This window comes from Streptomyces griseoaurantiacus (genome assembly GCF_036189845.1).
In the GTDB taxonomy this organism is placed as follows: domain Bacteria; phylum Actinomycetota; class Actinomycetes; order Streptomycetales; family Streptomycetaceae; genus Streptomyces; species Streptomyces griseoaurantiacus.
In genome coordinates, this window is sequence record NZ_CP108326.1 from 4,528,758 (window position 1) to 4,548,978 (window position 20,221).

At 73.2% G+C, this 20,221-nt stretch carries 18 protein-coding genes; 8 read left to right on the plus strand and 10 right to left on the minus strand.

Annotated features, from left to right (window positions below):
• The first annotated feature begins 75 nt into the window (after nt 1-75).
• Nucleotides 76-987, plus strand: a complete 912-nt coding sequence (locus tag OHB09_RS20225; RefSeq protein WP_167793749.1) for a YihY/virulence factor BrkB family protein — start codon at nt 76-78, stop codon at nt 985-987.
• Here the strand turns inward: OHB09_RS20225 and OHB09_RS20230 are convergent.
• On the minus strand, nt 935-2,344 hold the full coding sequence (locus OHB09_RS20230) for a D-alanyl-D-alanine carboxypeptidase family protein (protein WP_176945031.1): 1,410 nt from the start codon (nt 2,342-2,344) through the stop codon (nt 935-937). The two genes, OHB09_RS20225 and OHB09_RS20230, sit on opposite strands and share 53 nt — an antisense overlap.
• Before the next feature lie 327 nt (nt 2,345-2,671).
• Between OHB09_RS20230 and OHB09_RS20235 the strand changes: the two genes are divergently transcribed.
• Together OHB09_RS20235 and OHB09_RS20240 are read left to right on the plus strand one after the other, a co-directional pair.
• Nucleotides 2,672-4,123 carry a DprA-like winged helix domain-containing protein gene (locus tag OHB09_RS20235; RefSeq protein WP_328922346.1) on the plus strand — a complete coding sequence of 484 codons (1,452 nt, stop codon included), beginning with the start codon at nt 2,672-2,674 and terminating at the stop codon, nt 4,121-4,123.
• Nucleotides 4,123-6,759 (plus strand): DUF7824 domain-containing protein, encoded by a 2,637-nt coding sequence (locus tag OHB09_RS20240; protein ID WP_328923040.1) that lies wholly within the window; start codon nt 4,123-4,125, stop codon nt 6,757-6,759. The genes OHB09_RS20235 and OHB09_RS20240 overlap by 1 nt, the downstream gene beginning before the upstream one ends.
• Before the next feature lie 68 nt (nt 6,760-6,827).
• On the opposite strand, the gene OHB09_RS20245 is transcribed toward OHB09_RS20240, so the two are convergent.
• Nucleotides 6,828-7,082: an SCO4848 family membrane protein gene (locus OHB09_RS20245; protein WP_006140753.1), complete on the minus strand. Its 255-nt coding sequence runs from the start codon at nt 7,080-7,082 to the stop codon at nt 6,828-6,830.
• Between the two features lie 167 nt (nt 7,083-7,249).
• Between OHB09_RS20245 and OHB09_RS20250 the strand changes: the two genes are divergently transcribed.
• Complete coding sequence (locus tag OHB09_RS20250; protein ID WP_328918584.1) at nt 7,250-8,512, plus strand: metallophosphoesterase; 1,263 nt, start codon at nt 7,250-7,252, stop codon at nt 8,510-8,512.
• Nucleotides 8,513-8,677: 165 nt separating this feature from the next.
• Here the strand turns inward: OHB09_RS20250 and OHB09_RS20255 are convergent, their stop codons facing one another.
• Nucleotides 8,678-10,111 carry a sensor histidine kinase gene (locus tag OHB09_RS20255; RefSeq protein WP_093593971.1) on the minus strand — a complete coding sequence of 478 codons (1,434 nt, stop codon included), beginning with the start codon at nt 10,109-10,111 and terminating at the stop codon, nt 8,678-8,680.
• 44 nt (nt 10,112-10,155) lie between these two features.
• Nucleotides 10,156-10,824, minus strand: a complete 669-nt coding sequence (locus OHB09_RS20260) for a response regulator transcription factor (protein WP_040895625.1) — start codon at nt 10,822-10,824, stop codon at nt 10,156-10,158.
• 232 nt (nt 10,825-11,056) lie between these two features.
• On the opposite strand from OHB09_RS20260, the gene OHB09_RS20265 reads away from it, so the two are divergent.
• Nucleotides 11,057-13,510 (plus strand): MMPL family transporter, encoded by a 2,454-nt coding sequence (locus OHB09_RS20265; protein WP_319351851.1) that lies wholly within the window; start codon nt 11,057-11,059, stop codon nt 13,508-13,510.
• On the opposite strand, the gene OHB09_RS20270 is transcribed toward OHB09_RS20265, so the two are convergent.
• The 4 genes from OHB09_RS20270 to OHB09_RS20285 all read right to left on the minus strand — a co-directional run bounded on the left by OHB09_RS20270 (nt 13,507) and on the right by OHB09_RS20285 (nt 15,935).
• Nucleotides 13,507-14,331 (minus strand): TetR family transcriptional regulator, encoded by an 825-nt coding sequence (locus OHB09_RS20270; RefSeq protein WP_318295266.1) that lies wholly within the window; start codon nt 14,329-14,331, stop codon nt 13,507-13,509. The two genes, OHB09_RS20265 and OHB09_RS20270, sit on opposite strands and share 4 nt — an antisense overlap.
• Nucleotides 14,332-14,409: 78 nt before the next feature.
• Nucleotides 14,410-14,958, minus strand: coding sequence for a thiol-disulfide oxidoreductase DCC family protein (locus tag OHB09_RS20275; protein ID WP_167793746.1), 549 nt, complete (start codon nt 14,956-14,958; stop codon nt 14,410-14,412).
• Between the two features lie 4 nt (nt 14,959-14,962).
• A complete protein-coding gene (locus OHB09_RS20280; protein ID WP_006140746.1) occupies nt 14,963-15,370 on the minus strand; it encodes a hypothetical protein in 408 nt (135 codons plus the stop codon).
• Nucleotides 15,371-15,503: 133 nt separating this feature from the next.
• Nucleotides 15,504-15,935, minus strand: a complete 432-nt coding sequence (locus tag OHB09_RS20285; protein WP_328728650.1) for a VOC family protein — start codon at nt 15,933-15,935, stop codon at nt 15,504-15,506.
• Nucleotides 15,936-16,098: 163 nt separating this feature from the next.
• Between OHB09_RS20285 and OHB09_RS20290 the strand changes: the two genes are divergently transcribed.
• The 3 genes from OHB09_RS20290 to OHB09_RS20300 all read left to right on the plus strand — a co-directional run bounded on the left by OHB09_RS20290 (nt 16,099) and on the right by OHB09_RS20300 (nt 17,515).
• Nucleotides 16,099-16,566, plus strand: a complete 468-nt coding sequence (locus tag OHB09_RS20290; RefSeq protein WP_006140744.1) for a TM2 domain-containing protein — start codon at nt 16,099-16,101, stop codon at nt 16,564-16,566.
• Nucleotides 16,567-16,588: 22 nt separating this feature from the next.
• Nucleotides 16,589-17,008 carry a DUF2752 domain-containing protein gene (locus OHB09_RS20295; RefSeq protein WP_191891172.1) on the plus strand — a complete coding sequence of 140 codons (420 nt, stop codon included), beginning with the start codon at nt 16,589-16,591 and terminating at the stop codon, nt 17,006-17,008.
• Between the two features lie 243 nt (nt 17,009-17,251).
• Entirely contained in the window at nt 17,252-17,515 is a 264-nt protein-coding gene (locus OHB09_RS20300; protein WP_006140742.1) for a TM2 domain-containing protein, read from the plus strand.
• Between the two features lie 157 nt (nt 17,516-17,672).
• Here OHB09_RS20300 and OHB09_RS20305 read toward each other — a convergent pair whose 3' ends face one another.
• On the minus strand, nt 17,673-18,452 hold the full coding sequence (locus OHB09_RS20305) for a succinate dehydrogenase iron-sulfur subunit (protein ID WP_006140741.1): 780 nt from the start codon (nt 18,450-18,452) through the stop codon (nt 17,673-17,675).
• Nucleotides 18,452-20,206, minus strand: coding sequence for a succinate dehydrogenase flavoprotein subunit (sdhA, locus tag OHB09_RS20310; RefSeq protein ID WP_328922347.1), 1,755 nt, complete (start codon nt 20,204-20,206; stop codon nt 18,452-18,454). The genes OHB09_RS20305 and sdhA overlap by 1 nt, the downstream gene beginning before the upstream one ends.
• Between the last annotated feature and the right edge of the window lie 15 nt (nt 20,207-20,221).

Below are 20,221 nucleotides of genomic sequence, written 5' to 3' on the forward strand. Positions count from 1 at the left end.
CCGCTACCGCCGCCGTCAGCGGGTAACCGGGCAAGAAGGGGCCGAGCTGCCGGAAAGAGTGGGACCGTCTGGATCATGGACTGGCTGAGAAGACTCCCCGGCGTCGGCCCCGCGCTGGCCCACCTGGAGACCACCCACGCCTGGCGCTCCTACCAGCGCCTGGACCGGGTCAAGTGGACCCGCCTCGCCGCGGCGATGACCTTCACCAGCTTCGTCGCCCTCTTCCCCGTCCTCACCCTCGCTGCGACCCTCGGCACAGCCGCCCTCAGCGAGGCCCAGCGGCGCACCCTCCAGGACCGCCTCGCCGAACAGGTCCCCGGCATCGCCGAGGAACTCGACATCCACGGCCTGGTCGAGAACGCGGGCACCGTCGGCGTCATCGCGGCCGTCGTGCTGCTGGTCACCGGCATCGGCTGGGTCGACGCCATGCGGGACTGCCTGCGCACGGTGTGGGAACTGCCCGAGGGCGAGGAGAACCCCCTGCTGCGCCGGGTCAAGGACGCGGGCGTCCTCGTCGGCTTCGGCGGTGCCGTCCTCCTCACCCTGGCCGCGTCCGCGACCGCCACCGCGCTGGTGGGATGGAGCGCCGACCGCCTCGGCCTGGACGGGGCGGGCTGGGGCCGCGCGCTGCTGCAGCTCGCCGCGTTCACCGTCGCCGTCCTCGCCGACTTCGCCCTCCTGCTGTACGTCCTGACCCTGCTGCCCGGCGTCGAGCCCTCCCGGCACCGGCTGTTCGTCGCCGCCCTGCTCGGCGCCCTCGGCTTCGAGATCCTCAAGCTGGCGCTCAGCGGCTACATCCAGGGGGTCGCCTCGAAGAGCATGTACGGCGCCTTCGGCGTGCCGGTCGCGCTGCTGCTGTGGATCAACTTCACGGCCAAACTGGTGCTGTACTGCGCCTCCTGGACGGCCACCGGCAGCAAGGCCGAGGAGGGCGTCACCCGTCCTTCCCGCGGCGTGCCGAACCCGGCAGCGGCCAGCGGCGGTTGACCAGCCAGACCCCGGCGGCGAGCAGCACCAGCAGCCCTCCGGCCACACCGAGGGCCACACCCATCCCGCCGGACCCGCCCCGCGCGGCCGCGGCGGCCACCGGCTCGGTGGACGGCGCGGGCGTGGCCGTCGGAGTTCCGGCGTCCCCGGCGGCGGAGGAGTCGCCCGCCGCGCCCTCGGGGGCGACCAGTTCGCCGACCGGCGTGGCCTTGCCCGCCGCCGAGAAGCCCCAGTCGAGCAGCCTGGCGGCCTCCTTGTAGACCTCGTTGTGCCCGTGGTCCTCCGGGTTCATCACCGTGACGAGCAGTACCCGGCCCCCGCGTTCGGCGACACCGGTGAAGGTGGCGCCGGCCTCGGTGGTGTTGCCGTTCTTCACGCCCGCGAGGCCCGGATAGGCGGGGACGTCGGTGTCGCCGGCCAGCAGCCGGTTGGTGTTGCGTATCTCGAAGGTCTTGCGGGACTTCTTGCCGCCGCTCTTCGTGGTCTTTCCGGGGAAGGAGGTCTTCACGGTGGCGCAGTACTCCCGGAAGTCCTTCTTCTGCAGCCCGGAGCGGGCGATCAGCGTCAGGTCGTACGCGGAGGAGACCTGCTTCGGGGCGTCGTAGCCGTCCGGGCTGACCACCGTCGTGTCCAGGGCGCGCAGCTCCTCGGCGTGCGCCCGCATGTCCTGAACGGTCGCCGCGACGCCCCCGTTCATCGCGGAGAGCACGTGCACGGCGTCGTTGCCGGACTTCAGGAAGACGCCGAGCCACAGGTCGCGCACGGAGTACGTCTCGCCCTTGTGCAGCGGGACCACGCTGGACCCGGCGCCCATCCCGGCCAGATCGGAGGCGGCCACCTCGTGCTCGGTGGTGCGGGGGAACTTGGGCAGCAGCGTGTCCGCGAACAGCATCTTCAGGGTGCTGGCCGGGGGGAGTCTCCAGTGCGCGTTGTGCGCGGCGAGGACGTCGCCGTTCTCGGCGTCGGCGACGATCCACGAGCGGGCGGTGAGGTCCTTGGGCAGCACGGGCGCACCGGAGCCGAGTTCGGCCTGCGTCCCGGGCAGCCCGAGCCGCGCCCCGCCGACCGTCGACATCGTTGCCGGGGGAGTGGCGGAGGCGCCGGCGCCGGGTGTCGCACCGGCAGCGGTACCACTGCTCGCGCTCGCCCCCGGACTCGTGCTCGATCCCGGACTCGCGCCCGCGCCCGCCCCCGGTGTCGTGCCGGGCGCGGTGCTGCCGCTCGCCCCAGGACTCGGCGGCAGCGGTGCCGCGAAGGCGGTGCCGGGCACCGCGAACGGCAGCGCGGGCAGGGACAGCAGGACGACGGCGGCGACCGGCGCGCGGCGCCTGCCGGTCTTCGTGTGGGAAGCGGGCACGCAGTGCAACGTACCGGGCGCCGCTTCCGGTGTCGCACCCCCCTTCGGCCGTATCGCCTCCGCGCGGCCGGAGCCCGCCGTTCCAGCCGCCCGCCGGGCGTGCGGCAGGGGCCGCGGGGTGGGGAGCTGGGTCATCCGGATCACCTTTCACACGCGTTCGTCCGTCGCGGGGCCGCCACGGCACCGGGGCCTTCACCGCCCTCCCCGAAGAAGAGCGCCGGGACCCCCCGAGGGTTGCGGTGCGCCGACGGATCCGGGGCCGGGCGGGCCGGGCAAGTCGGGTGCGCGGCAAGGGCGTTGTCAGTGGCGGCCCCTACCTTGTGGTCCATGACCCAGGACGCGCAGACGTACGCCTACCTACGGCCCTCCGCCGTGCACCGCACCACGGAGGGCGGCATCCTCAGCCTGCAGACCTCCGGCGGGACGACACCGGCGGGCCGGGAAGCCCACCCGAGCTTCTTCCACGGCTTTCTGGCGAACCCCCAGGTCGCCGCCGCCGGGCTGCTGTCCGTCGCGGACGTCGCCGCCGCCCGCTACTACCAGCCACAGCGCTACGGCTGCTGCGATCCGGTGGTCACCGGCAACGGGGACCGGCTGCGCTTCGAGTCCTTCTCCGGCTGCGGTGGCGTCTACGCCCGGCTCGACGTGCTGGGCGAGGCGCTCGACGGGGACGAGGTCGGGCACGGCACGACCAACGTCGACGTGAACCTCCCCCTCCGCGAGGCCCTCACCCACGTCGGCCCGGCCGACCCGATGCTCCTTGAGGTCGGCCCCGACGAGCTGACCCTCACCACCTTCGACGGGCCCGTGGTGGAGAGGAAGGTGCCCCTGCCCGGCCGCTGGCTGCGCGGGTTCGCCGAGACCCAGGTGCTCGCCTCCGGCTTCGACCTCCGTGCCGAGCTGTCCGCCGCCGAGGCCGTGCGCTTCCTGCGCTCGCTGCCCCGTTCCGGTGCCTCCCGGGCGGTGCGCTGGGTCGTCCCGGCCGGCCGCTCGCTGCGCGCCACCACCCGGCCGGTCCCCGGCGCGGTGTGCCTGCCGGGTCCCGAGCGGCTCGCCGCGCTCGGCCGGGTACTGCGCCACGCGACGGGCCTGCGCCTGCACGGACCGGCCGTCACCTCGGGCAGCGGGCCCGTGGCGAGCGCGTGGGAACTGGAACTCCTCGGCATGCGCCTCACCCTCACCCTCTCCCCGGACCCGGCCCGGGGCTTCTCCGGCGAGGGCGGCGTCCTGGAGGCCCTGGCCTCGGAGGAGTCCGCCGAGGACGCCGAGCTGGTGTCGGTGCTGCTCGCCTGGGACCCCGTCGTCGACCTCGACCGGCTCGCCGAGCAGAGCGGGCTCACCCCCGCGCGCGTACGGGCGGCGCTCACCCGGCTCGGCACCGCCGGACGCATCGGCTACGACGTGGCGGAGGCGGCGTACTTCCACCGCGAACTGCCGTACGACACCGGGCGGGCCGAGCGCCAGAACCCCCGGCTGCGGGCCGCCCAGGCCCTGGTCGAGGCGGGCGCGGTCTCCCTGGAGGGGGAGCTCGCCACGGTCACCGTCGACGACCACGTCCACCGGGTCAGGTCCGCCGAGGGGCGCCTGAGCTGCACCTGCCTGTGGTGGGCCACGTATCGCGGCGGCCGGGGACCGTGCAAGCACGCCCTGGCCGTCCGGATCGTCCGCCGCGCGGCGGCCCGGGGCACGGCGGGCACCACGACCTCTTCTTCTCCCGCTGCTTCCACTTCTCCTTCCTCTCCTTCCTCTTCTTCCTCCTCCTCGACCGGAGCCGTCTGATGCCCGACTACGACATCCCCGCCGGGGCCGCCCCCGGCGCCCACGCCCTGCTGCACGCCGTGCGCGAGGGCCGCGCCGAGGACGTCGCCAAGCTGGCCTCGCCCCTCACCGCCGCCGAGCGGCGCGCCTGCCTGCCGGTGCTGAAGGCGTGGCGCAAGGAGGTGCGCGACGACCGGACCGAGGGGCACCTCGGGATCCGCGAGGCCCTGTGGGCGGCCGGGGCGGCCTGCTCCTCCGGCGTGGCGGCCGCCGCCCAGTGGCTCGCGGCGGGCGAGCTGTGGTGGAGCAGCAGGGACCTCACGCCGGTCCTCGACGCGCTGGGTGACCGCGAACCCGCCTGGCTGGGCCAGGTCGCGCACCGGATGGCCGAGCGCCGTACCGTCGCGCGGGATCAGTACCCGCTGATCGCCGCACTGGTGCAGGCCGCGGGCTGCGAGCCGCCCACGACGGACGGCTTCGTCCTCGGCTGGGAGCTGTGCGTCGGCGGCTCCCCGGTGAGGAAGTCCCTCGGCGAGCACCCCTTCCTGACGGTCATGGTGCCGCGGCTCTTCGAGGTGCCGGAGGCCGGCTCGAACCTCCAGTACGTCTGGGACCACGACCCCGGGTGGGCCGCGGCCCTGGCCGGACTCGCCGAGGAGGGCCGGCTCAGCCGGGGGATGCTCCTCGACGGCTGTGTGTCCCGGCTGTCGCGCGAGACCCGGCTCGGCCTCGTGCGGGGTTTCCTCACCCTGCTGACGGCCCTGGACCCGACCGAGGACGAGTACGCGGCGCGCACCCTGACCTGGGTGCGGATGGTGCCCGACGCCCAGTCGCTCGCGGCGGCACGAGCCCAGGAGGTGCTGGCCCGGCTCGACGCGGCGGGCCGTCTGGAGACCGAGCACCTGGTCGAGGCCTCCCGGGCCGCCCTGACCCGGCCCGAGAAGAAGATCGTGCGGGCCCAGCTCACCCTGCTGGACAAGGCCGTGAAGCGCGGCGGACCCGGCACGGAGGAGCTGCTCCTCGCCGTGACCGACGTCTTCGCCCACGAGGAACACAGCCTCCAGGAGCGCGGCCTCGCCCTGCTGATCCGCCACCGCAAGCGTGCGGGCGGGGCCGTCCTCGCCGCGATCGCGGCGTCCGCCGGGCAACTCCGCCCCGACCTGCGCGCCCGCGCGGCCGAGGCGTTCGGGGACGTCCTCGCCGAGGAGACCGCCGGCATACCCGAGGGCGACGACGAGGACGAGGGGCTGCCGCCCGCCCCGCTCCCCGAGCCCCTCGAACCGGAGCCGCTGAGCCTCGCCGAACTCGTGGAGGAGATCGCCGCCGTCCCCGAGGGCTCCGGCGCACCGGTACGGCAGGAAAGGGTCCTGGGCGCTCTCGTGCGCCACGCGCACGCCGACCTGCCCGGGCTGCGGGCCGCCCTGGAACCGGTCGCGGGGCGCTGGAAGGAGAGGTGGTACGCGGACGGCCACTACTACTACCTCGGCTGGCACTGGCTCCCGTCCCTCCTCGCCTCCGCCATGGGTGCCGCGCCGGAGGAGGAACTGGCCGCCGCCCGCAGCCGGGTCCTCGAATCCGCGTGCCCGCACAGGGCCGTCGGACTCGTCCCCCTCCTCCGGGTGGCCGAGATCGCGGCACGGCTGCACACCGACCCGCTGCCGTTCCTGCTGGCCACGCCCACCTGGTCCACGGGCACCATCGACCCGGCGGTGCTGGTGGAGCGGCTCGCCGCCTACGAACGCGCCGGCATCGCACCCGGCCCGGCCGACCTCGACCTGGCGCTGCTGCGGCTGGACCGGGAGGTGCCGCCCGGCGTCGTGGCGGCGGCCGCGGAGCTGACCTCACCGGCGGGCCGCCGGCTCGCCGCCCGGCTCGCCGAGGGCCCCCTGCCCGATCCCGCCGTCTTCCGCGAGCGGCAGCGCCTGGGGCTGAGGACGGCGCGCCCCGGCGTTCTGGTCCGCACCGAGGCCGTCGCAGGACACGAGGACTTCTCCGAGCCGTTCCGTTCCCTGCTGGGCGTGTACGACCCCCTCACCGGCAGGTGCCGGTGCGGCGACGAAGGCGGCGAGCTCAGCACGCAACTGCTCGCACTCCTGCCTCAGCACCGGGAGATCGTGGCGGCCCGGATGCTGGTCCGGTTCGCCTGGCTGGCCTACGACGAGAGCATCGGAGAGGCCGCCGACGTGCTGCCCGTACTCGCCGAGTCCGGGGGGCCGGCCGGGCCCGCGACCCATCTCCTCCTGGCGTACGGTCTCGGGGCGCGGCGCCCGGAGGAGCGGCTGTCCGCCGTGGACGCGATGCTCGTCCTGGCCGCGCGCGGACAGCTCGACACGGAGCGGCTCGGCCGGGACGTGGCCGAGCTGACCCAGCTGCGCCGGCTCACCCTCCAGCGGGTCGTGGAGGCGCTGCGGGAACTCGTGCGCACCGGCGCGTACGCCACGGCATGGGCGGTGCTCTCGGCCGTGCTTCCCCCGCTCCTCGCGGACGAGGCGCCGCACGGCCTCCCCGCCGTGCTCACGCTCGCCGCCGACAGCGCGGAGGGCTGCGGCGCCCGCGGGTCCGTACCCGGGCTCGACGCACTGGCGGCACGTCCGGGCTCCTCGCAGACGGTGAAGCAGGCGCGGCGCCTCAAGAACGCCCTGGACAGGACGGACTGATCAGGAGGACGGACTGATCAGGAGGACGGGCTGAGGAGGAGTGCGGGCTGAGGAGGAGTGCGGGCTGATCAGGCGACGGGCTCCCGCGTGTCCGCGCGCAGGCCGCGCAGACCGCGGAGCCCGATCGCACCGACGGCCGTGCCCAGGACGAACGAGGTGACGGCCAGGGTGAGGTGCACCCAGAAGTAGGCCGTGGGACTGCCGTCCTCGAAGGCGAGCCCGCTCGCGTCCGCGATCAGGTTCTTCACGAAGGTGACCCAGATCACCCACGACCACACGCCGAAGGCGAGCAGGAACCAGGAGGCACGACGGCCGAGTTTCATGAGAGGAGTCCTCCGGTGCGACAGACATGACGGGTGCGACGGCCGCGAGGGCGGGGCCGTGCACCGCAAGTGTCCTCCTCGCAGCTCGGTGCCCTAGCATCGGGCACCGGTGGCCCGCCGTACCGCGCAGGGCGGTGCGCCGCTACGGCCGAGGGAGCCCCGCAACCGTGATCGTCGTCTTCGTCCTGGCCGCGCTGCTGGTGCTGGCCGCGTTCGTGGCGCTGCACTGGTGGGCCTGGCGCCGCCTGGTGCGCGACACCACGTCCGGCCCCGGCCCCGCCCGCCGCACCGGCACGGCGGTGCTCGTGGCCGGGCCGGTGCTGATGTTCGGCGCGCTGGTCGCGGAGCAGGCGCACGCCCCGTTCTGGCTCCAGCGGACGCTGGGCTGGCCGGGCTTCCTGTGGATGGCGCTGTGCCTCTATCTGCTGCTGGCGCTGGCGGCGGGGGAGGCGGTGCGCCCGCTGGTCCGGCGGCTGGTGGCGCGACGGGCGGGCGTGGAGCCCCGGGAGGTGGTCCGGGAAACGGTCCCGCCGGCCCCGGGAGCGGTCCCGCCGGCCCGGGAACCCGAGGCGGAGTCCGAGGCGGAGTCCGAGAAACCCGCCGCTCCCTCGCGCCGGCTGTTCGTCTCCCGGGTGGTGGGCGGCGCGGTCGCCACGGCGGCCGTCGGCACGGTCGGCCTCGGCACCTACGGCGTCCTGAAGGGCCCCCGGGTCAAGCGGATCACCGTCCCCCTGGCGAAGCTCCCGCGCGCGGCACACGGCTTCCGGATCGCGGTGGTGAGCGACATCCACCTGGGCCCGGTGCTCGGCCGGGGCTTCGCCCAGCGCGTGGTGGACACGGTCAACGCGACCCAGCCGGACCTGATCGCGGTGGTCGGCGACCTGGTCGACGGCAGCGTCGAGGACCTGGGGCCTGCGGCGGCCCCGCTGGCCGGGCTGAGGGCCCGCCACGGAAGCTATTTCGTCACCGGCAACCACGAGTACTTCTCGGGCGCCGCCCAGTGGGTCGAGCAGGTCCGCGAACTGGGCCTGCACCCCCTGGAGAACGCCCGCACGGAACTCCCCGCCTTCGACCTGGCGGGGGTGAACGACCTCCAGGGCGAGAGCGAGGGGCAGGGCCCGGACTTCGCCCGCGCCCTGGGCGACCGCGACACCTCCCGCGCGGTGGTGCTGATGGCCCACCAGCCCGCCCAGATCCACGAGGCCGTGCGACACGGCGTCGACCTGCAGCTCTCCGGTCACACCCACGGCGGGCAGCTCTTCCCCGGCAACTTCGTCGCCGAGGCCGCCAACCCCACGGTCGCGGGCCTCGACACCTACGGAGACACCCGGCTCTACGTCACCCGTGGCGCCGGCGCCTGGGGCCCACCGACAAGGGTCGGCGCCCCGTCGGACATCACGGTGGTGGAACTGGCGTCGAAGCAGGCATGACCCGCCCCGGTGATCCACTCGCGACGGGTGGCCGCGTCCGGTCGGCTCCTCCGCCTCGGGGCCCCGCCGCCCAGCGGGTGCGGGTCAACTGGTTCGGCCGACCCGCGGTAGGCCGCTTCGGCCCGATTTCGCCGGACGAGGACCCGCCGGTCGCGGCGGACCCGCTCAGTCCCCCGGCACCCCCGCCGGCAGCACCACCGTCACCGTCAGGCCCTCGTCCGGGGCCGTCGTGGCGGTGACGTCGCCGCAGTGGGCCTCGATCACGCCCTGCACTATCGCCAGGCCCAGGCCGCTGCCCGCGGAGGAGCCCGTGCGGAAGAAGCGGTCGAACATGCGGGCCGCGTCCTCCTCGGGCAGTCCCGGGCCCTCGTCGGCGACGGTCAGGCGGACCGTGCCGTCGGAGCGCCGCGCGTCGAGCCGGACGGGGACGTCGGGCGGGGTGTGGGCGCGGACGTTGGCCACCAGGTTGCCGAGGACCTGGCGCAGCCCGGACTCGTCGGCGCGCACCAGCAGGGCACCGGAGGCCGACACCGTCACCGGGCGGTCCGGCTGCTGCGCGCGCAGGTCCTCCGCCGCGTCCCGCACCAGCCGGCTCACGTCCACGTTCCGCAGCCGCAGTTCCGGGCGCTGGTCGAGGCGGGCCAGGGTCAGCAGCTCGTCGACCAGCCGGCCCATCCGGTCCACCTCGCCGTTCATCCGCTCCCAGGCACGCTTCCGCTCGTCCGGGTCGGTCAGGATGCCCCGGTCGTAGAGCTGGAGGTAGCCACGGATCGCGGACAGCGGGGTGCGCAGCTCGTGCGAGGCGTCGGCGACGAACCGGCGGAGCTGGGCGGCGCTGCGCTCGCGCGTGCGGTACGCCGACTCGACCTGGTGCAGCATCGAGTTGAGGGCGAGCCGCAACTGCTCCACCTCCAGGCTGGTCTCCCGCCGCGAGGGCACCCGCCGGGTCAGGTCGCCCTCGGCGATCGCCGAGGAGGTCTCCACCATGTCCTCCAGCGGCCGCATCCGACGCCGCACCTGGAACATGGTGAGGAAGGCCAGCAGCGCCAGCAGCAGCCCCCCGACGGTCAGATCGAGCTTGAGCGCCTTGTGGATGCCGTTGTCCAGCGCGTCCGTGGAGCTGGCGAACAGCACGTACGTGCCGTCGTCCAGTCTGCTCGCGGTGGCCCGGTAGGAGGCGCCGTTCAGGGTGAGGTCCCGGGGCTCGGGGGCGGCGGCGAACGGTGCCGGGTCCCCGACCGCCGCCGCGAGCGCCCGCTGCGCCCGGGTCGGCCGCAGCCCGGCCACCTCCAGGACGGTGCCGTGCCCGTCGACCATCGCGAACGTGTCGTCCGGCGTCGCCGACCCGTCGAGCTGCGGCACCAGTCCCTCCCGCAGGACGGCCGTGGCACCCAGGTTGTCGAGCTGGTGCAGCGTGAGGTGGGACTCCCCCAGCGAATCGCGGCTGCGCATCAGGTGCGTGTCGATCTGGCCGAGCAGGTAGTGCCCGGTGCCCATCAGGCTGACCGCCGTCGCCGCGATCACGCCGACCGCGAGCAGGGCCACGTTCGCCAGGGTGAGCTGGGCACGCAGGGAGTGCAGCCCGCGGGGCAGTGCCACCGGGCACGACCGCAGGGAGGGGAACCGCGGGCGGAAGGGAAGCCTCATGCCAGCCCGTATCCCACGCCGCGCCGGGTGGTGATCAGCGGCGGGCCCAGGGGGGCCAGCTTGCGGCGCAGATAGCTGATGTACGTCTCCACCACCGTCGATTCCGCCGGCGCGTGCTCGTAGGCCCAGACGTGGCGCAGCAGTTGCTCCTTGGTCACGATGCGCCCGCCGTTGCGCACCAGGAAGCGCAGCAGCGCGTACTCGGTGGGCGTGAGCTCCACCATGCGGCCCGCGCGGTGCGCGCAGTACGTCGTCTCGTCCAGTTCCAGGTCGCCGTAGCGCAGCGGCGGGGGGTGGGGGAGGACGTCGGCGGAGCGGGTGCGGCGCAGTACCGCCGTGACCCGGGCGACGACCTCGTCGATGTGGAAGGGCTTGGTGATGTAGTCGTCGCCGAAGCCGAGCGCCCCCACGATCTCGCCGGGCGCGTCCCGCGCGGTGACGAACACCACCGCGAGGCCGGGCATCCGGGCGCGCAGTTCCTTGCCGAGCGCGCGGCCGTCGCCGTCCGGGAGCATGACGTCGAGCAGCGCGGCGTCGGGCCGGACGCGCTCGGTGAGCGCGAGGGCCTCGCGGACCGTGCCCGCCGTCATCACCTGGAAGCGGTGGTAGCGCAGGGCGATCGCGAGGACGTCGGCGATCGACTCCTCGTCCTCCACGAGGAGCACGGTCGCGCCGTCCCCCGGCCGCGCTCCGGCCCCGTCCTCCGGGCGGACGCTCTCGTCGGCATCGCTCGTCATGGCCCCAAGTATCCGCAACGGGCGCCGGGTCGGCGGGGGTCCGTGCTTTGGAGTTCCCTGAGAGTGCGCCGCGCTCCGTGTTCCCGCCCCGTCCCCCGCCGGGATGCTGGGGGTCCAGGCCCGGGGGACCCTGACGAAGGAGCAGGAAGACGTGACGACTTTGGCGCGCTGGTGCTACAGGCACCGGCTGCTGGTGGTGCTGCTGTGGCTGGCGGCACTCATAGGGGTGGGGGCGGCGGCGACCTCCGCCGGGAGCGACTACGCGACCACGTTCTCGCTGCCGGACACCGACTCCAAGCGGGCCTACGACCTGCTGGAGAAGGCCTTCCCGCAGACCTCGGGGGACACCGACACGGTGGTGTGGAAGGTCGAGGACGGCAAGGTCACCGACGGCGCGGTGCGGAGCCGGATGGAGCCGGCCCTGAAGAAGATCGCGGGCATGGACGGCGTCGGCGAGGTCGTCGGCCCGTACTCCGGCGAGCGGGGGGCCTCGCAGATCAGTGAGGACGGGCGGATCGCCTACGCCCAGGTCACCTTCAACAAGCAGGCCGACGCCCTGCCCAAGGAGCTGGTGCAGGACGTCGTCGACACCGCCCAGGACGCCGAGCGGCAGGGGCTGCAGGTGGAGCTGGGCGGCCAGGCGATCCAGCGCGTGGAGGAGCCGCCGACCGGGCTCGCGGAGATGGTCGGCCTCGGGGCCGCCGCCGTCATCCTGTTCCTCGCCTTCGGCTCGCTGCTCGCGATGCTGCTGCCGCTGTGCGTGGCCGTCTTCGGCGTCGGCATCGGCGACTTCGGCATCCAGCTGCTCAGCCACGGCACCAACGTCCCCGACCTCGCGCCGCTGCTGGCCTCGCTGATCGGCCTCGGCGTCGGCATCGACTACGCGCTGTTCATCGTCACCCGGCACCGGCGCGGCATCCTGCGCGGGCTCGACCCGGAGGAGGCCGCGATGACGGCGCTCAACACCTCCGGCCGCGCCGTGCTCTTCGCGGGCGGCACGGTGTGCATCGCGCTCGCCGGCATGCTCGTGACCAATCTGCGGTTCCTCGACGGCGTCGTCATCGGCACCACCCTCACCGTCGTGCTGAGCGTCCTCGCCGCGATCACGCTGCTCCCGGCGCTGCTCGGCCTGTTCGGCACCCGGGTGCTCAGCCGTCGGCAGCGCCGCAAGCTGGCCGCCGAGGGGGCCGAGACCACGTCGGAGAAGACGAGCGGGCTCGCCGCCCGCTGGTCGGCGCAGGTGCAGAAGCGGCCGCGGCGCACCGCCGCGCTCGCCCTCGTCGTCATGGCCGCCCTCGCGCTGCCGGTGCTGTCGCTGCGGCTCGGCACCGTCGACCAGGGCAACGACGACACCACGACGACCACCCGCCAGGCCTACGACATGCTCGCCGAGGGCTTCGGGCCCGGCTTCAACGGACCCCTGCAGGTGGTGGTGGAGGGCGGCGACAGCGCCGCGCTCGTCAAGGGCATCGAGGCCACCGAGGGTGTCGCGCAGGCCTCCGCACTGCCGCCCGCCCACGGGGTGAGCCTCATCCAGGTGGTGCCGACCACGTCACCGCAGTCGAAGGAGACCTCCGAGCTCATCGACCGGCTGCGCGAGGACGCCATCCCGGAGGCCGGGGTCACGGCCCACGTCGGCGGGGTCACGGCGGTCTCCAAGGACTTCGCCACCGTCACCGGCGACCGGTTGCCGCTGTTCGTCGGCACCATCATCGCCCTCGGGTTCCTGCTGCTCCTGCTGGCCTTCCGCTCGCTCGTCGTCCCGCTGACGGCCGCGGTGATGAACCTCGTCGCCGCCGCCGCGTCCTTCGGCGTCCTGGTCGCGATCTTCCAGTGGGGCTGGGGGCTCGACCTGCTGGGCCTCGGCAAGGAGGGGCCGATCAACGCCTTCCTGCCGGTGATCATGCTTTCGCTGCTCTTCGGGCTCTCCATGGACTACCAGGTGTTCCTGGTCAGCCGGATGCACGAGGAGTGGGTGCACACCCGGGACAACGCCCGCGCGGTCCGGGTCGGCCTCGCCGAGACCAGCCGCGTCATCAACAGTGCCGCCCTCATCATGGTCGCCGTCTTCGTGGCCTTCGTGCTCAGCGGCAACTCGGGTGCGGCGATGGCGGGTGTCGGGCTGGCGGCGGCGGTCGCGCTCGACGCGTTCATCCTGCGCACCGCGCTGGTGCCCGCCGCGATGCATCTGCTGGGCCGCTCCAACTGGTGGCTCCCGGCCTGGCTGGACAAGCGGCTGCCGCACCTCGCGGTGGAACCCGCGGAGGAGTCCGAGAGGCCCGCCCCGGCGGACGGGGCGAGCGAGGACAGGGCCGGTGCCGGTGCGGCCGGTACGGGGGGCTCGGCGGTGCACGGCTTCGTGCGGGACGCGGACGGCGGTCCCGTCGAACACGCCTCGGTGACGCTGCTGTCCAAGGGCGGCGGACGCCGATTGGACAGCGTGACCTCCCTGGCCGACGGCTCGTACATCGTCTCCGCGCCCGCCCCGGGCACCTATCTGCTGACGGTCACGGCGGCGCCGTACGGCGCGCGGGCGCAGCGGGTGGAGGTGGGCGAGGAACCGCTCGTCTACGACGTGGAACTGCGCTCCGGCGAGGTGGACGTGGTCGGCTAGTCCTTCCCGGACCTCTTCCCCGGCTCCCTCCCGGAATGGTCCACGGGCCCCTCTCCGGGCCCCCGCCCGGCGGTCCGGTCCCCCTCCGGCCGCCCCCGGCCCCGTCGCCCCTTGGCGGCGGGGTCCGGCAGTGCCCGGGTCATGCCGGGCAGGAAGTCCGTGAACAGCTCGTGCACCTCGTGGACGAGGGGCCGCAGCACCCGGAAGCGGGCGAGGACCACGCCGCGCGCGGTGAGCCGGGCGCCGCGCTCGGCGAGCCGGTAGCTGCGCTCGCGGCCCTCCGTGCGGTCGAAGATCCAGTACATCACCAGACCCATCTGGGCCAGCCACATCAGGTCCGGGAGCACGTCCTTGAGGTCGGCGGGCACCTTGGTGCGGGAGCCGGCCAGCACCTCGCGGTGCAGGGAGAGGACCTCCGTCCGCGCGGGCTCCGACTCCTTGGAGAAGGGGCTGAGCGGACTGTCGGGGTCGGCCGCGTTCTTGAAGAACTGCACCGCGAACTCGTGGTACGGCGCCGCCACGTCCAGCCAGGCCTTGAGGACGCCGGCGAACCGGGCGTGCAGCTCCGTCTCCCGGGCCAGGACCTCCCGGACCGCCGCCCGGTGCTCCGCGGCGATCCGGTCGTAGAAGCCCTGGATCAGGTGCTCCTTGCCCGCGAAGTAGTAGTAGGCGTTCCCGACGGAGACGCCCGCCTCCTGGGCGATGGCCCGCATGGTGGTCCTGTCGTACCCCCGCTCCTGGAAGAGCCGCATCGCGGTCTCCAGGATCAGGGCACGGGTCTGCTCGCTCTTGGTCACCGGGGGGTCGTTCTTCGCAGGCACGGGGTCGAGCCTAGGGCCTGTCCGACAATCACCGTCGTCAGCCCGGAGGGCCGGCAGGCGGAGATCGTCGGACGGGCCTCAGCCGGTCGCGCAGGCACCGTCGGAACAGTCTTCCGCGGGGCGGGCGGGGCCTCGGTAGGCCCAGCCGGACTGGGGGGTGTAGACCCATCCGTCCCGGCGCACGTAGGCGGTGCCTCCCCAGTGCGGGGCGCGCGGGGCCGCCGTCCGTACCCGGTGGGCCTCTCGCCACTTGGCGGCGGCGAGCACCGCGCCGCGGGCCACCCGCAGCCCGGCGGGGGTGGACAGCCGGTGGGCGAGGGCGCGGTGCTCGCGCAGCGCCCACAGGCAGACGACCCAGGCGGCGGCTCCCCGGTAGACCTGGCCGCCGTCACCGACGACGGTGATCTCCTCCTGGGCCGCCCGGTGGTCGAGGTCCGGCAGGAGCCGCCGGGCCCCGGGCGAGCCGACCGGGACGAACTCCAGCGGGACGAGCCGGCGCTGCCGGCCGAGCCAGCCGCTGACGAAGCGGCACAGGGGGCACCGGTCGTCGTAGAGGACGGTGAGCCCTCGGACCGGGGGCGGCGGGGCGGCGTGGGGCGCGGCGGCCGCCGTGTCCGGCGTGCGCATCTCCTCACGCCCCGGCGGGCGGGGCGACGTAGCCCTGCGGCGGGACCGGCGGGAACTGCTCGCGCTCCATCGCCCCGCGCCGGCGTATCCGGTTGAGCACGTACACGTTGGCCAGGTGCATCACGCCGAGGACCAGCAGCACCACGCCGAGCTTGGTCGACAGGGCCTCGAAGACGCCCCGGGCGTCGGCGACGGTGCCGTCGCCGTTGAGGTAGAGCGCGACGAAGCCGAGGTTGACGAGGTAGAAGCCGACCACCAGGAGGTGGTTGACGGCATCGGCGAGCTTCTCGTTCCCGTGCAGCACGTCGGCGAGGAAGATCCGCCCGTTGCGGCTCAGCGTCCGGGCGACCCAGATGGTCAGGGCGATGCTGATCACCAGGTAGATGACGTACGCGACGACCGTGAGGTCCATTGCCCCACCTTTCTCGAACACGTTCAAAACGTTGTCACGGGTGACTGTAGACCTGTTTTTGAACACGTTCAAGCTCGGGTCCGGCTGAGCGGACCGCCCAACGGGCCGCCGCGAAGGCAGGGGCGACGTGTCGTCAGCGCACGACAGTCCCGCGCCGCACCGCCCGCCCCAGTTCGGGGCGCTTGGTGTAGTCGGTGAAGCCCAGGACGTTGCCCCAGGGGTCGGCGAGCTCGACGGTCCAGCCCGTGGCGACGGCGAACGGCTCGTCCAGCGGGGGTACTCCGGCGGCGGCCAGCGTGCGCGCCGTCACGCGCGCGTCGCGCACCTCCAGCCACACCCGGGGCGCGGCCCACGGCGGCGGCCGGTGGCCGAGGCCCTCCTCGTGCCGCAGGAGCAGACCGGGCGTCTCGCCGCCCACGCCCAGCAGGGCGATCCCGGCCTCGTCGAGCCGGAAGCGCAGCGGGAAGCCGGCCGCCTCGTAGAAGGCCACGGCCTCGTCGAGGTCGCCGACGGACAGCAGCACGTTGTCGAAGCCGAGCAGCTCGTACGACTCGTCGTCTGACATGCCATCAGATTAGGTGGCCGGTTCCCCGGGGGCCCGGCAACAGCGGCGGCGGGGTCACCCGCGCGGAGGAGGCGAGGTCCCGACTTCCTCCCGGGAGGGGTTCTCCTGCAAGATGACCTGCACTCATACTTATGCGCATCAGACTTCACCAGGAGTGGTCGCCGTGACCCAGCCGCCGAACCAGCCGCCGCAGCCCCCGAACCAGCCGCCGGGCTACGGCTACCCCAACTCGGGTGAGCAGAACCCCTACGGGGCGGCGCCGGGCGCCGGCCCCTACCAGCAGCCGCAGTACGGCTACCCGCAGGCCGGCGGCTACCAGCAGGCCGGCGGCTACCCGCCGCCCGGCGGCGCGGTGCCGCCCCCCGGCGCGTACGGCGCCGACCCCAACGCCCCCTACGGCTACGACCCCTACGGGCGGCCGTACTCCGACAAGTCGAAGATCGTCGCGGGTGTCCTCAGCATCTTCCTCGGCTACCTGGGCATCGGCCGGTTCTACCTCGGGCACGTGGGTCTGGGCATCGCCCAGCTCCTCACCTGCGGCGGCCTGGGCATCTGGTCGCTGATCGACGGAATCGTGCTGCTGACCAGCAACAACACCACGGACAGCAACGGGCGGATCCTGCGTGGCTGACGCGGGCCCGCGCACCGGGAGGATGCCGGCCGCACCCCGGCCGGTCCTCCGGTGGCTGCCCCCCGCGCTGCGCCGTCCCGAGGCGGCGCCGCTCGCGGTGTGCGTCGCGGGACTCGCGGGCGCCGGCTACCTCTACGTGACCGACCCGCACGAGCCGGGGCACCTGCTGCCGGGCTGCCCCTTCCGGTTCGTCACCGGGCTGCTCTGCCCCGCCTGCGGCGGCACCCGCATGGTGTACGACCTGATGCACGGCCACTTCGGGCAGGCCTGGCTGGACAACAGGATGCTGCTGCTCGCCGCCCCCTTCGCCCTCGCGCTGCTCGGCCGCTGGGCGCTGGAGGGGCTGCGGGGCAGGCGCTGGCGCCCCCGACTGCGGCCGCGCACGCAGGCGTTGATCCTGCTGCTCGCGGTGGCCTGGACCGTGGCACGCAACCTCCGCTGAGCGCGGGCCTGTTGCGAAACCTGTCGTATTTCATACTTGACCGTGACTTGGTCATAATTTGATCACGGGATGAGCACAAAAGGCCGTTGATGCTCCCTGAGCTGACCGGGACTCTCTAGGCTCCCTGCTCACAGGGGGGATGAGCTGTGCTGTACGGCCTGTGGCGAACGCTGCCACGGGTCCCTCCTGAAGCGCCCGGAGCGGAGTGCTCCGGGCACATTTCAGTCATTCAGGAGCTGCACCATGACCGTCCCCACCCCTGACGCCCCCTACGGCTTCGACCCGCAGGGCCGCCCCTACTCCGACAAGTCGAAGATCGTCGCCGGCATCCTCCAGCTCTTCCTGGGCACGCTCGGCATCGGCCGCTTCTACGTCGGCTCCGTGGGCGTCGGCGTCGCCCAGCTCCTGACCTGCGGCGGCCTGGGCTTCTGGGCCCTGATCGACGGCATCATCTTCCTCACCAGCAACGACCGCACCGACAGCCAGGGCCGCGTGCTCCGCGGCTGACCCCTGGCGAGTGCCCCCGGGGCTGCCGCTCCAGCCCCGGGAGGGCCCGGACGCGTCCGGGGCCGCGCCTCGCCGCGTACGCCGAGGGCCCGACTTCCCCAGGGGGAAGCGGGCCCTCGGCGCGTGTACGGGGCCGACGGCCCCGGCAGGCACGGGATCAGAGGCGGCGCGTGATCAGCGCCCGCTTGACCTCCTGGATGGCCTTCGTGACCTCGATGCCACGGGGGCAGGCGTCCGTGCAGTTGAACGTCGTCCGGCAGCGCCAGACACCGTCCTTGTCGTTCAGGATCTCCAGCCGCTGCTCCCCGGCCTCGTCACGCGAGTCGAAGATGAAGCGGTGCGCGTTCACGATCGCGGCCGGCCCGAAGTACTGGCCGTCGTTCCAGAACACCGGGCACGAGGACGTGCACGCCGCGCACAGGATGCACTTGGTCGTGTCGTCGAACCGCTCCCGGTCCTCCGCCGACTGCAGGCGCTCCCGCGTGGGCTCGTTGGTGTCCTTCGTGATCAGGAAGGGCATCACGTCCCGGTACGCCTGGAAGAACGGCTCCATGTCGACGACCAGGTCCTTCAGGACCGTCAGGCCCTTGATGGGCTCGACCGTGATCGGCTTCTCGGGGTTGATGTCCTTGATCAGCGTCTTGCAGGCCAGCCGGTTCTTGCCGTTGATCCGCATGGCGTCCGAGCCGCAGATGCCGTGCGCGCAGGAGCGGCGGAACGTCAGGGAGCCGTCCACGTCCCACTTGATCTTGTGGAGGGCGTCCAGGACGCGCTCCTTGGGGTCCATCTCGAGCTGGAAGTCCTGCCAGGTCGCCTCGGCCGCCACCTCGGGGTTGAAGCGGCGCACGCGCAGGGTGACCGTGATGTAGGGGGAGTCGGCGAAGCCGGGCTCGGGCGTGCCGGCCGCGTCCGCCTTGTCCAGGGTCGGGGTTGCCATCAGTACTTACGCTCCATCGGCTGGTAGCGGGTCTGGACGACCGGCTTGTAGTCGAGACGAATGGACTCGCTGCCGTCGTCGCCCACCTCGCGGTACGCCATGGTGTGGCGCATGAAGTTGACGTCGTCGCGGTTCGGGTAGTCCTCGCGGTAGTGACCGCCGCGGGACTCCTTGCGGGCGAGTGCGGAGACGGCCATGACCTCGGCCAGGTCGAGCAGGTTGCCCAGCTCGACGGCCTCCAGCAGGTCCGTGTTGAACCGCTTGCCCTTGTCCTGGATCGCCACGTTCTTGTAGCGGGCGCGGAGCTCGCCGATCTTCTCGACCGCCGTCTTGATCGTCTGCTCGGTGCGGAACACCATGACGTTGGCGTCCATGCACTCCTGCAGCTCGCGCCGCAGCTCGGCCACCCGCTCGGTGCCGGTGGAGGAGCGCAGCCGCTCGATCTGCGCGACGACCAGGCTCTCCGGGTCCTCCGGCAGCTCGACGAAGTCGGCCTTCTGCGCGTACTCCGCGGCGGCGATGCCCGCGCGGCGGCCGAAGACGTTGATGTCGAGCAGCGAGTTGGTGCCCAGCCGGTTGGCGCCGTGCACGGACACGCAGGCGACCTCGCCGGCCGCGTACAGGCCCGGGACGACCGTCGTGTTGTCCAGCAGGACCTCACCCTCGACGTTCGTCGGGATGCCGCCCATCGCGTAGTGCGCGGTGGGCTGGATCGGGATCGGGTCCGTGTAGGGCTCGATGCCGAGGTAGGTCCGCGCGAACTCGGTGATGTCGGGCAGCTTGGCGTCGAGCTGCTCCGGCGGCAGGTGGGTCAGGTCGAGGTAGACGTGGTCGCCCTCGGGACCGCAGCCGCGGCCCTCGCGGATCTCCGTGTAGATGGAGCGCGAGACGACGTCGCGGGAGGCGAGGTCCTTCATGACCGGCGCGTACTTCTCCATGAAGCGCTCGCCGTCCTTGTTGCGCAGGATGCCGCCCTCACCGCGGGCGCCCTCCGTGAGCAGGATGCCCATGCGCCAGATGCCGGTCGGGTGGAACTGGAAGAACTCCATGTCCTCCAGCGGCAGCCCGCGCCGGTACACGGCGGCCTGGCCGTCACCGGTCAGGGTGTGCGCGTTCGAGGTCACCTTGAAGAACTTGCCGGTGCCGCCGGAGGCGTAGATCACGGACTTCGCGCGGAAGACATGGATCTCGCCGGTGGCCAGCTCGTAGGCGACCACGCCGGCCGACTTCTTGATGCCGTCGACCTCGGCGATGAGCTGGTCCAGGACGTAGAACTCGTTGAAGAACTCCACGCCCTCCTTGACGCAGTTCTGGTACAGCGTCTGGAGGATCATGTGGCCGGTGCGGTCCGCGGCGTAGCAGGACCGGCGGACCGGGGCCTCGCCGTGGTTGCGGGAGTGACCGCCGAAGCGGCGCTGGTCGATGGTGCCGTCCGGCGTGCGGTTGAACGGCAGGCCCATCTTCTCCAGGTCGAGGACGGAGTCGATGGCCTCCTTCGCCAGGATCTCGGCGGCGTCCTGGTCGACCAGGTAGTCACCGCCCTTGACCGTGTCGAAGGTGTGCCACTCCCAGTTGTCCTCCTCCACGTTGGCGAGCGCGGCGGCCATGCCGCCCTGCGCGGCGCCCGTGTGGGAGCGGGTGGGGTAGAGCTTGGTCAGCACGGCCGTGCGGCTGCGCTTCGTCGACTCGATGGCCGCGCGCATGCCCGCGCCGCCGGCGCCGACGATGACAGTGTCGTACTTGTGGATCTTCATGATTCTCGCAGCCCC